At 59.0% G+C, this 12,398-nt stretch carries 12 protein-coding genes; 7 read left to right on the top strand and 5 right to left on the bottom strand.

What is annotated here, in order from left to right:
• The 6 genes from NTW95_01585 to NTW95_01560 form a co-directional block, all read left to right on the top strand.
• The coding region (locus NTW95_01585; GenBank protein MCX6556117.1) for an acetyl-CoA carboxylase biotin carboxylase subunit at positions 1 to 872 on the top strand (872 nt) is incomplete at its 5' end.
• Entirely contained in the window at positions 872 to 1,681 is an 810-nt protein-coding gene (gene accD, locus NTW95_01580) for an acetyl-CoA carboxylase, carboxyltransferase subunit beta (protein ID MCX6556116.1), read from the top strand. The genes NTW95_01585 and accD, both read left to right, overlap by 1 nt.
• A 17-nt stretch (positions 1,682 to 1,698) precedes the next feature.
• Positions 1,699 to 2,517 (top strand): acetyl-CoA carboxylase carboxyltransferase subunit alpha, encoded by an 819-nt coding sequence (locus NTW95_01575; GenBank protein ID MCX6556115.1) that lies wholly within the window; start codon positions 1,699 to 1,701, stop codon positions 2,515 to 2,517.
• A 127-nt stretch (positions 2,518 to 2,644) separates the two neighbouring features.
• Positions 2,645 to 3,775: a (Fe-S)-binding protein gene (locus NTW95_01570; GenBank protein MCX6556114.1), complete on the top strand. Its 1,131-nt coding sequence runs from the start codon at positions 2,645 to 2,647 to the stop codon at positions 3,773 to 3,775.
• Between the two features lie 314 nt (positions 3,776 to 4,089).
• Positions 4,090 to 5,793 (top strand): AMP-binding protein, encoded by a 1,704-nt coding sequence (locus NTW95_01565; GenBank protein ID MCX6556113.1) that lies wholly within the window; start codon positions 4,090 to 4,092, stop codon positions 5,791 to 5,793.
• A gap of 13 nt (positions 5,794 to 5,806) precedes the next feature.
• The gene (locus tag NTW95_01560) at positions 5,807 to 6,271 is read left to right on the top strand and encodes a hypothetical protein (protein MCX6556112.1); all 465 of its coding nucleotides are present in this window, start codon (positions 5,807 to 5,809) and stop codon (positions 6,269 to 6,271) included.
• Between the two features lie 119 nt (positions 6,272 to 6,390).
• Here NTW95_01560 and NTW95_01555 read toward each other — a convergent pair whose 3' ends face one another.
• The 5 genes from NTW95_01555 to NTW95_01535 all read right to left on the bottom strand — a co-directional run bounded on the left by NTW95_01555 (position 6,391) and on the right by NTW95_01535 (position 11,436).
• The gene (locus NTW95_01555) at positions 6,391 to 7,191 is read right to left on the bottom strand and encodes a DUF4920 domain-containing protein (GenBank protein MCX6556111.1); all 801 of its coding nucleotides are present in this window, start codon (positions 7,189 to 7,191) and stop codon (positions 6,391 to 6,393) included.
• Positions 7,192 to 7,297: 106 nt separating this feature from the next.
• The gene (gene folK, locus NTW95_01550; GenBank protein ID MCX6556110.1) at positions 7,298 to 7,822 is read right to left on the bottom strand and encodes a 2-amino-4-hydroxy-6-hydroxymethyldihydropteridine diphosphokinase; all 525 of its coding nucleotides are present in this window, start codon (positions 7,820 to 7,822) and stop codon (positions 7,298 to 7,300) included.
• 49 nt (positions 7,823 to 7,871) lie between these two features.
• Positions 7,872 to 8,390 (bottom strand): hypothetical protein, encoded by a 519-nt coding sequence (locus tag NTW95_01545; GenBank protein ID MCX6556109.1) that lies wholly within the window; start codon positions 8,388 to 8,390, stop codon positions 7,872 to 7,874.
• A 5-nt stretch (positions 8,391 to 8,395) separates the two neighbouring features.
• Positions 8,396 to 9,883 (bottom strand): ATP-grasp domain-containing protein, encoded by a 1,488-nt coding sequence (locus tag NTW95_01540; protein ID MCX6556108.1) that lies wholly within the window; start codon positions 9,881 to 9,883, stop codon positions 8,396 to 8,398.
• Positions 9,884 to 9,891: 8 nt separating this feature from the next.
• On the bottom strand, positions 9,892 to 11,436 hold the full coding sequence (locus tag NTW95_01535) for a methylmalonyl-CoA carboxyltransferase (GenBank protein ID MCX6556107.1): 1,545 nt from the start codon (positions 11,434 to 11,436) through the stop codon (positions 9,892 to 9,894).
• Between the two features lie 170 nt (positions 11,437 to 11,606).
• Between NTW95_01535 and NTW95_01530 the strand changes: the two genes are divergently transcribed.
• A complete protein-coding gene (locus NTW95_01530) occupies positions 11,607 to 12,302 on the top strand; it encodes a MotA/TolQ/ExbB proton channel family protein (protein ID MCX6556106.1) in 696 nt (231 codons plus the stop codon).
• Positions 12,303 to 12,398 lie beyond the last annotated feature (96 nt).

Here is a 12,398-nt window from a genome sequence, read left to right as displayed (position 1 = left end):
GCGGCGGCCGCGGCATGCGCATCGTGGCTGAAAAGAAGGAGCTGGAGAACGCCTTTAATTCTGCCTCCAACGAGGCCCAGAAGGCTTTCGGCGACGCCAGCGTCTATCTGGAGAAATACATCCAGGACCCGAAGCACATCGAGATCCAGGTGCTGGGAGACAAGCATGGCCGGGCCGTCCACTTTTTCGAGCGCGATTGCTCGGTCCAACGCCGCCACCAGAAACTGCTCGAGGAGGCTCCCTCGCCCGTTTTGGACGAGCCAACGCGGGAAGCGATGAGCGCCATCGCCGTCCGGGCGGCGCAATCGGTGCGCTACGATTCGGCCGGCACCATCGAATTCATTTACGACATCCGCGCCAAGGCCTTCTATTTCATCGAGATGAACACCCGCATCCAGGTCGAGCACCCGGTCACCGAAATGATCACCCAGACCGACCTGATCAAGCACCAGATTCTGGTGGCCACCGGCGAGCCGCTGGCGCTGAGCCAGGGGCAGATCCGCAAAACGGGACACGCCATCGAATGCCGCATCAACGCCGAGGATCCGGAAAACAACTTCATGCCGCAGTCCGGCACCCTGAGCCAATACATCGTTCCCGGCGGCCCGGGCGTCCGCGTCGACTCGGGGGTTTACCCGGGCTACGCCATTCCGCCCTACTACGATTCGATGATCGCCAAACTGATCGTCTGGGGCGACAACCGCAAGGACGCGGTGGCGCGCATGAAGCGGGCCCTGCGCGAGTTCGTCGTCGAGGGCGTCAAGACCACGATCCCGTTCCACCAGAAGATCATGCAGCACAAGGATTTTTTGAGCGGCAATTACACGACCGGCTTCATCGCCAAGATGCTGGCCGCCCAGGGGGAGCACTGATGTTTTCGAAGCTGTTCGTCAAGTGTCCGCAGTGCGGCACCACCCATTTCTATTCGTTTTTCAAGCACGCTTTCTTCGTCTGCTCGCGCTGCGGCACCCATTTCCGCCTCGACGCTCCCACCTGGCTCAAGCAGCTGTGCGACCGCGGCTCGTTCCAGGAGCTGGACGCGGACCTGAAAAGCCTCGATCCGCTCGGCTTCCCGAAGTACGAGGCGAAACTGGCCCAGGCCGCGGCGCAAACCGGGGCCAACGAGGCGGTGCAAACCGGCGTCGGCTCGATCGACGGTTTGACCGTCGCCCTGGCGGTGATGGAACCCAACTTCATCATGGCCTCCATGGGCTCGGTGGTCGGGGAAAAGATCGCCCGGTTGCTTGAATACGCCGCGCTGAACAAGCTGCCGGTGCTGATGGTCATCTCTTCCGGCGGGGCGCGCATGCAGGAGGGAATCCTGTCGCTGATGCAGATGGCCAAGACCGCCGCCGCCATCCGCCGCCTGCACCAGAGCCGCATGCCGCTGATCACGGTCCTGACCGACCCGACCACCGGCGGCGTGACCGCTTCCTTCGCCATGCTGGGCGACATCAGCATCGCCGAGGCGGGGGCGCTGATCGGCTTCGCCGGGCCCCGCGTCATCCAGCAGACCATCGGCCAGAAGCTGCCGGAGGGGTTCCAGCGCGCCGAGTTCCTGCTCGAGCACGGCATGCTCGATATCGTCGTTGTCAGGAAGAACCTGAAAAAGACGATCGTGACCATTTTGAAAATCCACCGCAGCCGGCCGTACACGCGGCGGCCGCACTATTTCAGCTGACGAGCGATGGGGCCATCATGAAAGAACTGGACATGACCATGAAAACGGCGCTGGACACGGTGCGCCTGGCCCGGCACGGCAAGCGGCCGACGACCCGGGATTACATCGATGCCATGATCGACGATTTCGTCGAGCTGCACGGCGACCGGCGCTTCGCCGACGATCCGGCCATGGTGGCCGGCATCGGTTTCCTGGAGGGCGTGCCGGTGACCATCCTCGGGCAGCAGAAGGGGAGAAACGTCAAGGAGAACATCCGCCGCAATTTCGGCATGGCCCACCCCGAAGGCTACCGCAAGGCGCTGCGCCTGATGCAGCAGGCGGAACGTTTCGGCCGGCCGATCATCACCCTGATCGACACCCCCGGGGCCTATCCCGGCATCGGCGCCGAAGAGCGCGGCCAGGCCGAGGCCATCGCCGTCAACCTCTACGAAATGTCGGGCTTGCGGGTGCCGATCGTCGCCTGCGTGACCGGCGAGGGGGGATCGGGCGGAGCCCTGGGCATCGCCGTCGCCGACCGGGTCTTCATGCTCTCCAACGCCATCTACTCGGTCATCTCGCCCGAGGGCTGCGCCTCCATCCTCTGGAAGGACACGGGCCGGACCGCCGACGCCGCCGAGGCCCTGCGGCTCACCGCCAGGGACCTGAAGGAACTACAGGTGATCGACGGCATCATCCCCGAGCCCGACCCCGGCGCCCACGAATTCCCGGCCGAAACGGCGCGGCGGCTGAAAAAAACGCTGCTGCAAACCCTGCGCGAGCTTCTCGACCTCGACCCGGACGCCCTGCTGCAGCAGCGCTACGTGAAATTCCGCAGCATGGGGATTTATACCAAATAAGTCCGGCCCCTTAAATCCAACGATTCGTTGACCTAGAAATAGTGACACGGAACCTGAACTGTAGGGGTTCAATATGATCTCAAAAGATTTCGTATTGAACCCCTACTATCTGGTATAATAACCGCCCATGGCCGAAAAATCGCTCGCTGAAATCGCCCGCCTCTGCGCCGACTGCGGCACCTGCCAGTCGGCCTGCCCGGTCTACCAGGCCGAGTTGAGCGAACCGAATTCGCCGCGCGGCAAGGTCAACCTGATCAAGGCCGTCGCCGACGGCCGGCTTGAGGCCAACCGGCGCAACCGTTCCCTGCTCTACCAGTGCCTGGTCTGCGGGGCTTGCGAAAGTGCCTGCCCCAACGGCGTCGAATTCAATTCGCTAATGATCAATTACCGCAACCGCATTTCGGGCGGCAGCCGCATCCCATGGTTAAAAAAAATGATCCTTTTTCTTTACCAGGGTTTCGTCCTGCGCCGGATGCTCTGGCTTCCCAGGCTGCTGGGGCGCACCCGTTTGAAAAAAAAGATTTTCCTGCCCGCCTTCCAGGACGCGAACCTGAAAAAAATCCAGAGCCGCGACCGCAAAAAGGAATACGACATCCTGCTCTTCCCCGGCTGCGTGCTGACCTACTTCTACGCGGAAAAAACAACCGAAATAAAGGCGCTGCTTGAAAACCAGGGGTTCTCCGTGGCCTACCCGCCGAAACTTCAATGCTGCGGCTTTCCTTACCTGTCGCAAGGGTGGAACAAAAAATTCGCCGCGCTCAAGCAAAAGAACCTGCGAATATTCGCCGCCACCAATTTTAAATACCTGGTCGTCCCCTGCTCGACCGGGGTGCTGGCCTTTAAAAAGTATTACGACTTGCCCGGAAAGGAAATCTTTGAACTGAGCGAATTCCTTTTCAAATTCCGTCCCAACGCCGCTGTCGACCCGGATTTCACCAATCAATTTAATGGAGCCTTCACCTACCACGATCCCTGTCACAACATCAAATCGCTGAAACTGCAAAAAGAGGCGCGCCGCTTCCTGGAGCAATTTGGAGAGCGATACAAAGACGACGGCGAGCCCCTGTGCTGCGGCTTCGGCGGTATCTTCAAGGTCGGTTTCCCTTCCACCTCAAAAAAGATCCTGGGTAAAAAGGCCGGCAGGCTTGCCGAAATCGGCGCCAGCGCCGTGGTCACCGCTTGTCCCGGCTGTTATATGCAGTTGAAAGAAAGCCTGCCCATCCCGGTCTATTTCTTCAGCGAAATTTTCAAGAAATAGAGGCGACCCGGCAGTACAAATCATTCGCCGACTTTGGCGAATTTGATTTGCCTGTCACCAAAGGTGGAGGGTTGCTCTTTTTTTTATACAATCAATCTAGAGCGATTCAGCGAATCGCCCCTACAGAAAATCAGAACAAACGAAATCCCTATCCCCCGACTTCGCCACCCCCCTTAAGCAAAGGGGGTAAATAAAAAAGCAATACCGCTAGAAAGAAAATCTCAAATTCCCATTCTTTCTCTTTTCTTCTTCCCCCCCCATTAACATTTGACAATCATTTTCCATTTAACTACTATTCTTGGCAAGGAGCCCGCATGATCGTTGAACTGGAAAAACTGACGATAAAGTGTCTACTGGAAAGGACTTTCGAGCAGTACGGCAGCCTCCCTTCCATCGCCACGGTCGAAGAGCAGCCCATCGTCTATCTGCAGCTGAAGCAGCAGATCCAGGACGCCGCCGGCGCCCTGGTCGCGCGCGGCATCAAGAAGGGCGACCGCGTGGCCATCATGGGCGAAAACTGCCCCAACTGGGTGATCGCCTACCTGGCCGTCACCTCGATGGGCGCCGTGGCCGTGCCCATCCTGACCGGGTTCCCCGACACCGACACCCGCCACATCCTGCGCAATTCCGAGGCCCAGGGCATATTCATCGAGCCCAAGCAGCGCCAGAAGCTCGAGGGCATGGACGACTCGCCCCTGAAATTCATCTGCGACATGGAAAACATGGCTTTCGAGGACCGGCAAAAGCCGCATGTCAGTTTCATCGGCAAGACGCTGGCCCTGTTCAAGCGCGGCCGGTCCAGGAGCGCCGCCGATGCCGACACACTGGCCGACGTGCCCGAGCCCGAGGCCGAAGACCTGGCGGTGATCATCTATACCTCCGGCACGACCGGCCATTCCAAGGGGGTTATGCTCACCCATAAAAACGTCGTTTTCGACGTGGTCAACGGCATCGAGCGCTTCCCGATCAACTGCGAAGACCGTTTCCTTTCCATATTGCCCCTGGCCCACACCTTCGAAGCCACCGGCGGCATGCTCTGCCCGATCGCCATCGGCGCCAGCATCTACTACATGCGCGGCTTGCCCACCCCGCAGAAGCTTCTGGCGGCCATGGAAACGGTGAAACCGACGGCGGTCCTGACCGTGCCGCTGGTCATCGACAAGATTTTCCGCAAGAAGATCCTGCCGCAGATCCAGGGCAAGCTGATCATCAACAAGCTGTACCCGCTGACCTTTTTCCGCAAAAAATTGCACCAGGTGGCCGGCCGCAAGCTGGTCCAATCCTTCGGCAACAAGCTGCGCTTTTTCATGTTCGGCGGCGCCTCGCTTAACGAGGACGTTGAGGTCTTCCTGCGCGACGCCGGCATCAGTTACTCGACCGGCTACGGCATGACCGAGACCGCCCCGATCATGACCATCAACCCTTTCGGCCAGGTCAAGGTCGGCTCCTGCGGCAAGCCCATCCCGGGCATCGAGATGGCGATCCACGAACCCGACGCCCAGACGCGCATCGGCGAGATCATCGTCCGCGGACCGATCGTCATGTCCGGGTACTACAAGAATCCCGAGGCCACCGCCGAGATTTTTTTGAAAGGGGGATGGCTCAAGACCGGCGACCTGGGGTTTTTCGACGACGAGGGCTTCCTGTTCATCAAGGGGCGCTGCAAAAACGTCATCATCGGCCCCTCGGGAGAGAACATCTACCCCGAGGCCATAGAGCAGAAAATCCTGCAGGAGCCCTATTTCCAGGAGGCCGTCGTCTTCGAGGACAGCCACCGGCTGCTGGTCAAGGCCTACCTGGACTACGACGTCCTCGACCGCGAATTCGAGCGCAACAAGCTCAACGACGCCGAGGCGCGCCAGCTGACCGAGGACATCCTGGAGCAGGCCCGCGGCCGCATCAACACCCAGCTGCCGGCCTTTTCGCAGATCAGCAAGATCCTCGAGCACCCCGAACCGTTCGAAAAGACGCCGACCAACAAGGTCAAGCGCTACCTGTACATCACCGGCAGCAAATAGCGGGGCGGATAAGATGTCACTGGAAAAGACTTTTTACCTGCTCAAGGCAGCCGAAGCACGCATCGGCGACTTATACTCACGGATCGGACTGAGCGTTTCCATATCCAATCCGGCGCTGTTCGATCTGTTCAGGGAACTGGCCGAGGAAGAAAAATTGCACGCCAAGCAGATCGAACTGATGCACAATATCTTCCTGCAAAGCAAGGACGCTTTCGCGGAAACCCCCGACGCCGAAAAGCTCATCTCCGAATTCGTGCAGAACGTCGACACGGTGCTCCAGTATTTCAACCAGAAGCACCAGGAGCTGAAGGTGAGCGATCTGCTTAACCTGGCCCATGACCTTGAAGGCATACTGGTCGAAAAACACCGAACTTTTTTCCTGAAGATCACCGACCCCCAGATCAAAAATCTGTTCGAAAGCCTGAACTTGGCCGACGAGTCCCACATCCGCAAACTGGAAAACTTCAAGCCCGGCTGAAATCCTAATCCAGGCGTTGAACCTTTTCCTTACTCTTCAACCGCGAAAGGAGTCGCGTCACCTGACATTGTCCCCGGTCAACAGGAATTGAAGGCTCGGCCTGACCGGAACACCATGTCTCAGTGGGAGGGCCCTGACGGCTGGGGCGCATTCGCGTAGACGATCAAAACCGCCGCCACGCTTTTGCCAGCGCGAATATTAAATGCAGCAGCCGCTGGGATGTACGTCATTTCTCCCGGCGAAAGCGACACCAGCGCGGTACCGGCGCGTTCCACCATGGCCAGACCCTCGACGCAGACGACAATCTTGCGCACCGTGGCGGCCGCAGGTTGCAACAGCGTGGCCCCGGCCTCGACGACACGCCGGTCCACGCCAAATCCCTCGTCCTCGAAGGCGGTCTCCGTGAGGTTGATCTTGTCCGGGATCGCCGCTCGCAGTTCGCTGGGAGCAGGAATTGCCGCCCGCAGACCGCTGAGGTGCGCCGCACGAGCCTCCAGCCGCCACACGGAGGAAAACGGCGGAATCGCAATCCCGGGACGGAACGAGTGGTGCTGCCAGTGCGCCACCCGCGCCCGATGGTAGACCTTCCCATATAGCAAACCTTCAACGTCGGCAGTGAGGCCCGCGCAATCTTTGGGAAACGTAAACTTCAGCCCAGGGAAGTTGACGACAATACCGTCACCGCCGCCATCCGGCGGCACAACCTCAATAAAACAGCCCTCCTCGTTGCATACCGAAGCGATCCGGCCAGTAAGCCTGACAACGCGGTTGGCGAAGCGCTCCGGATACGCGAGCACCTCCGCCACCGGTGTTGCCGTAGCTGCCGCGAACGGCTCGCCGAGGTGCGGGTATTGTTCTCCCTTCGCCGCGGGAGCCGCGACTGCCGCAAATAGTAACCCGATCCATGCCAACACCCGCATGTTGCCCTCCTTGAACGATCTCCTGTTTATTATACCCGACTCAATTCGGCTTGTCAGCAAAGGCAAATTGGCAATTTTCAAATTCGAGAACGGACCTTGACAGTTCCTAATCCAACCGCCTGATTCTCTCTCCGCTTTTCAGGCGTGAGAGCAGGCGGGCCACCGTGACCTTTTCAAGGGGGTGGACCAGCTTGGGCGCGATCTCGAACAGCGGCACCAACACGAAGCCGCGCTCGCATAGCCGCGGATGGGGGATGGTCAGTTCCGGGGTGTCCATGACCAGGTCCCCGGCCAGCAGGATGTCGATGTCGATGGCCCGATCGCGATAATGGGAATTCTCCAGGTCGCGTCCCTGCGCCGCCTCGTGCGCCTTGCATTCGGCCAGCAGCGCCGGCGGGGAGAGGGGGGATTCCAGGGCCAGGACCATGTTGCAGAACGGGTCCGACCCGGGCATACCCAACGCCGTGGTCTCGTAGACGGCCGATTTTTTCAGCACCCGGCCACAACGCGGCAGGAAGGCGAGCGCCGCCTCGATGTGGCTCTTGCGGTCGCCCAGGTTGGAGCCCAGGCCGAGGTGGTAGATGACGGCTTGTCGCTGCAGGGGCGGCGCAGAAAACTTGCTTGGCTTCATGTCCGGTGATCCGCAGCGCCCATCGCGGCTGAAAGAGGGTGAAAGTCGGCTACTCGATCTCGAACAGCAGGATATTGGCCAGGATATTGTCCCCTTCCTGCACCCCGAGCGTCTTGATCACCCCCGATTTCGGGGCGCGGATCTCGTTTTCCATCTTCATGGCTTCGTGGATCAGGACGATGTCGTTCTCCTCGACCTTGTCATGCTGCTGGAAATAGATCTTCTTGACGTAGCCGGGAATGAAACTCTTGACCACGCCCGACTTGGAGGCGCTGACCGGCTTTTCCTTGTACATGAATAGGCGGTCGATCTTGAGCAGCGAGGCCGAATAGAACTCCTCGTCGACGTAGATGCCCTGGGGGTAGCCGCTGTCATCGCGGACGAACTCCACCTGGTGGAGCTTGTTGTCGACGAAAAACGAGAGCACCTCCTCGTCCTTCACCTCGCCGATCAGGATTTCGAACTTGCGAGCATCGATCTTGATCTCGGTCGGCGAATGGAAGGTGGCGCTGTTGGCGATCTCGGCTTCGACGACCTTTTTATCCACGTGAAACTTGTACTTCATCATTCACCTCAATAGGGGCTGAACAGCCGCTTGAGCAAACCGGGCTGCTTCATCTTTTCCAGCTTGGCCTTGTAATCCTTCTTGCGGTTGTCGATGTGGAAGTCGGCGGCCAGCAGGGCGGCGGCGATAACCGCCTCCTCTTCGGTGTTCTTCAATTTGCTGAAATCGAACTTCAGGTGCAGGAAATCGATGATGGTGCCGCCTTTGCGCAATTCCTCGTTCTCCAGCAGGTGCTTGAGGAAGACCAGGTTGGTGCGGATGCCGCGGATGATGATATTGTCCATGAAGATGCGCATGTCGTTGATGGCGTTGGGCCGCTCGAAGGCGTAGGTCAGGATCTTGCCGATGAAGGGATCGTACATCGGCGTCACCCGCGCCCCGGTGTAGAGGGTGGTCTTGAAGACGTTGCGGATGGTCGAGTAGTGGAAAAAATGGCCGATCTGGCCGGTGGAGGGGAGGAAGTTGTTGTAGGGGTCCTCGGCCATCAGCGAGACCAGGAGCACGTGGTGCTTGGGCTTGATGATCTTGACTCCGTGCACATCGTGCAGGAGCTCGCCGCGGGAAATCACCACCTGCTTTTTCAGGAAATTCGAGGTCACTTGCACTTCGGAGATCAGGGTATTGATCTGGAAGGTGGGGTTGATCTCGGAGAAAAGGCAGTCGTTGTTTTCCACGATGAACTCGGCATAGCCCAGCCCCACGTAATTGATCTTCCTGAGCAGCGTCTGGCAGCGATCGTAAAGACAGGCGCGCAGGCGCTCGTCGACGTTCGGCGAGGGCGATTCCTGGTAGACCTTTTGAAAACGGCGCTGGATTGACGACTCGATCTCGGGCAGGAACAGGATGTTGTCCTTGACGTCGCGGAAAAAGGGGATCTCGATGTGATGGGCGTAGGGCCGGAATGCCTCGAAGAAGATGCCGTTGCGGACGTTCTCCTCGCGTTTCAGCAGATTGGCCACCTGCTCCTGGGCGTCGCGCCGGTAATCGGCCACGCGGATGCCCCGTCCGCCGGAGCCTTTCAGCGGCTTGATGATGATCGGGTAATCGCAATTGCCGCCGGTGCTTTCAAAATCAAGGGGGCTGCGGATCAGCTCGGAAAACTGCAGCACCGGCAACCCCAGGGCGGCGGCGGTGTCGCGCAGCTTGATCTTGTCCTCCACGGCGGCCAGCACCTTGCTTTCGGGGCCGATGAAGCGGATGCCGTTGTCGCTGCAGAGCTTGGCGAACTCGGGGTTCTCAGCCAGGAAGCCGTAGCCGGGGTGGATGGTGTGGGCGCCGACTTCGCGCGCCTTCTCCAAGATGGCCTCGCCGTCCAGGTAACTGTCTTCCAGGCGCGAGGAATAAAACTTGTAGCTGCGGTCGGCCAGCTTGACCGGCAGCGAGAGCGAATCCTCGGGGGAATGCATGAGCAGGGTCTCCATGCCCATGCTGTTCAGGGAATTGATGATGTCCAGGGCAATGACCCCGCGGGTCGGAATCAGTACTTTCTCTTTCATGGCCTTCCTTAGAGGGGGAGATTGTCGTGTTTTTTCGGAGGCAGCTTCTGCGTTTTTCCGGCCAGCGCCTCCAGGTTTTTGATCAGGAAGGGCCGCGTCTCCACCGGCAGGATGATGTCATCAACGTAGCCGTAAGCCGCGGGTTCCTTGGGATTGGCGAACTTCTCCTTGTATTCCGAAATCAGCCGTTCGCGGACCATTTCGGGTTCCACCGCTTCGGCGATGTCTTTTTTGAAAATGATGTTGATGGCGCCCTGCGGTCCCATGACGGCGATCTCGGCCGTCGGCCAGGCGGCGACGACGTCGGCGCCCAGGTGCTTGGAACTCATGACGATGTAGGCGCCGCCGTAGGCCTTGCGGGTAATCACCGTGAGCTTGGGGACGGTGGCCTCGGAATAGGCGTAGAGCATTTTGGCGCCGTGCTTGATAATCCCCAGCTGTTCCTGGTCGCGGCCGGGCAGGAAGCCGGGGACATCGACGAAGCTGACCAGGGGAATGTTGAAAGCGTCGCAGAAGCGGATGAAGCGCGCCCCTTTGAGCGAGGCATGAACATCGAGGGTGCCGGCGAAGATTCCCGGATTGTTGGCGACGATGCCGACCGTCCTTCCGCCCAGACGGGCGAAACCGACCACCAGGTTCTGGGCATAGCCCTTGTGAACCTCCAGGAACTTCTGGTGATCCACCAGCGGCATGATCAATTCCTTCACCTCGTACGGCTTGTTGGGATTGACCGGCACGATCTCATTCAGTCTGTCGTCCATGCGGTCGAAGGGGTCGTCGCTGACGGCGACCGGCGGCGCCTCCAGGTTGGAGGCCGGCAGGTAGCCGAGCAGCTCTTTGACCATGTCCAGGGTATCCTTTTCGTCGCGGCCGACGAAATGAGCGACCCCGGAAATCGTCGCGTGGCTCTGGGCGCCGCCCAGGTCTTCAAACGTCACCTCTTCCTTGTTCACCGCCTTGATGACCTCGGGTCCGGTGACGAACATGTAACTGGACTTGTCGACCATGAACACGAAATCGGTGATGCCCGGTGAATAGACGGCGCCGCCGGCGCAGGGCCCCATGATGACCGAGATCTGGGGGATGACCCCCGACGAGATGGAATTGCGGTAAAAAATGTCACCGTAGCCGGCCAGGCTGTTGATCCCTTCCTGAATGCGGGCGCCGCCCGAATCATTGATGCCGACAATCGGCGCCCCGGCCTTCAAGGCCAGGTCCTGGACATTGACTATCTTGCGGGCGTGCATTTCGCCGAGAGAACCGCCGAGAACAGTGAAATCCTGGGAATAGACATAAACCACCCGGTCATTTATTTTCCCGAAACCGGTAATTACGCCGTCGCCCAGGAATTTTTTCTTTTCCAGGCCGAAATTGACCGAATGGTGAACGACATAGCCCTGCAGCTCGACGAAGGTGTTGGGATCGAACAGGTATTCGATGCGGTCGCGGGCCGTCATCTGCCCCCGGCCCCGGCGCTGGGCCAATTTATCCAGACCTCCGCCCGCGTCTTTTTCCTCGCGCAGCTTGATCAGCTCCTTGATTTTGGTTTTCATTTCATCCCCTGGAACTCGATTGTATATTTATTCGTGAAAAAAATCAAATCCCCGGGATGGCCGGGCATAAAAATGGGTTCCTTCCCCCGGGGAAGGGAAAAAACCGCGCTGCGGCCGTAAAACGGCCAGGATAATTGATAAAAGAGGAAATTTATGGTAAAAATAAGCCAATGAAACACATACTATTCCTGATGAATCCGGTCAATCACAACGGCGATTTCATCTACCTGATCAAGAACGCCTCTCTCGTGGTCAAGCTGGTCCTGCTGCTGCTCCTCTCCTTCTCGATCATTTCCTGGGCGGTCATCCTCTTCAAGCTGATGGAATACCGGCGGGCCAGGAAAAACAGCCTGCGTTTCCTGGAATTTTTCAAGAAAAACAAGAATTTCAGCGAAATCAACAACACCAAATCGCTCTACGGCAACAACCCTCTGGGCGAGATATTCCGCTTCGGCTACCGGGAGATCTCCCTGCAGGCGAGCAGCAGCCAAAGCCTAGGCAAGCTCGACCTGGAGAGCGTGCACCGGTCGCTGCTCAGGGCCTCGCAAGCGGAGATCACCCGTTTTGAGCGCCTGAACGGTTTCCTGGCCACCTGTGCGTCGGCCACCCCGTTCATCGGCTTGTTCGGGACCGTCTGGGGGATCATGAGCTCATTCCAGCAGATCGGCATCCAGATGAACGCCAACCTGGCCACCGTTGCCCCCGGCATCGCCGAAGCCTTGATCGCGACCGCGCTGGGACTTTTCGCCGCCATCCCGGCCGTCATCTTTTACAACCTGCTGCTCAACAAGCTCAAGGTCCTGATCGCCATGATGGAGGATTTCATCCTGGAATTCCTGAACCTGAGCGAAAAACTGGGCCGATGAAAATCCAAACGTCGCCGGGGAGACTCACCAGCAACCTTTCCGAGATCAACATCACACCGCTGGTCGATGTCATGCTGGTGCTGCTGATCATCTTCA

This window comes from Candidatus Aminicenantes bacterium (assembly GCA_026393795.1).
Lineage (GTDB): Bacteria > Acidobacteriota > Aminicenantia > UBA2199 > UBA2199 > UBA2199.
This window is presented reverse-complemented; position numbering and strand designations above follow the sequence as displayed.

What these genes read in the sequence shown, in the direction of transcription:
- NTW95_01575 (MCX6556115.1), top strand. Translation starts at nt 1,699, where the DNA reads ATGAAAGAACTGGACATGACCATGAAAACGGCGCTGGACACGGTGCGC.
- NTW95_01560 (MCX6556112.1), top strand. Translation starts at nt 5,807, where the DNA reads ATGTCACTGGAAAAGACTTTTTACCTGCTCAAGGCAGCCGAAGCACGC.
- NTW95_01545 (MCX6556109.1), bottom strand. Translation starts at nt 8,390, where the DNA reads ATGATGAAGTACAAGTTTCACGTGGATAAAAAGGTCGTCGAAGCCGAG.
- NTW95_01540 (MCX6556108.1), bottom strand. Translation starts at nt 9,883, where the DNA reads ATGAAAGAGAAAGTACTGATTCCGACCCGCGGGGTCATTGCCCTGGAC.
- NTW95_01555 (MCX6556111.1), bottom strand. Translation starts at nt 7,191, where the DNA reads ATGCGGGTGTTGGCATGGATCGGGTTACTATTTGCGGCAGTCGCGGCT.
- folK (MCX6556110.1), bottom strand. Translation starts at nt 7,822, where the DNA reads ATGAAGCCAAGCAAGTTTTCTGCGCCGCCCCTGCAGCGACAAGCCGTC.
- accD (MCX6556116.1), top strand. Translation starts at nt 872, where the DNA reads ATGTTTTCGAAGCTGTTCGTCAAGTGTCCGCAGTGCGGCACCACCCAT.
- NTW95_01530 (MCX6556106.1), top strand. Translation starts at nt 11,607, where the DNA reads ATGAAACACATACTATTCCTGATGAATCCGGTCAATCACAACGGCGAT.
- NTW95_01570 (MCX6556114.1), top strand. Translation starts at nt 2,645, where the DNA reads ATGGCCGAAAAATCGCTCGCTGAAATCGCCCGCCTCTGCGCCGACTGC.
- NTW95_01535 (MCX6556107.1), bottom strand. Translation starts at nt 11,436, where the DNA reads ATGAAAACCAAAATCAAGGAGCTGATCAAGCTGCGCGAGGAAAAAGAC.
- NTW95_01565 (MCX6556113.1), top strand. Translation starts at nt 4,090, where the DNA reads ATGATCGTTGAACTGGAAAAACTGACGATAAAGTGTCTACTGGAAAGG.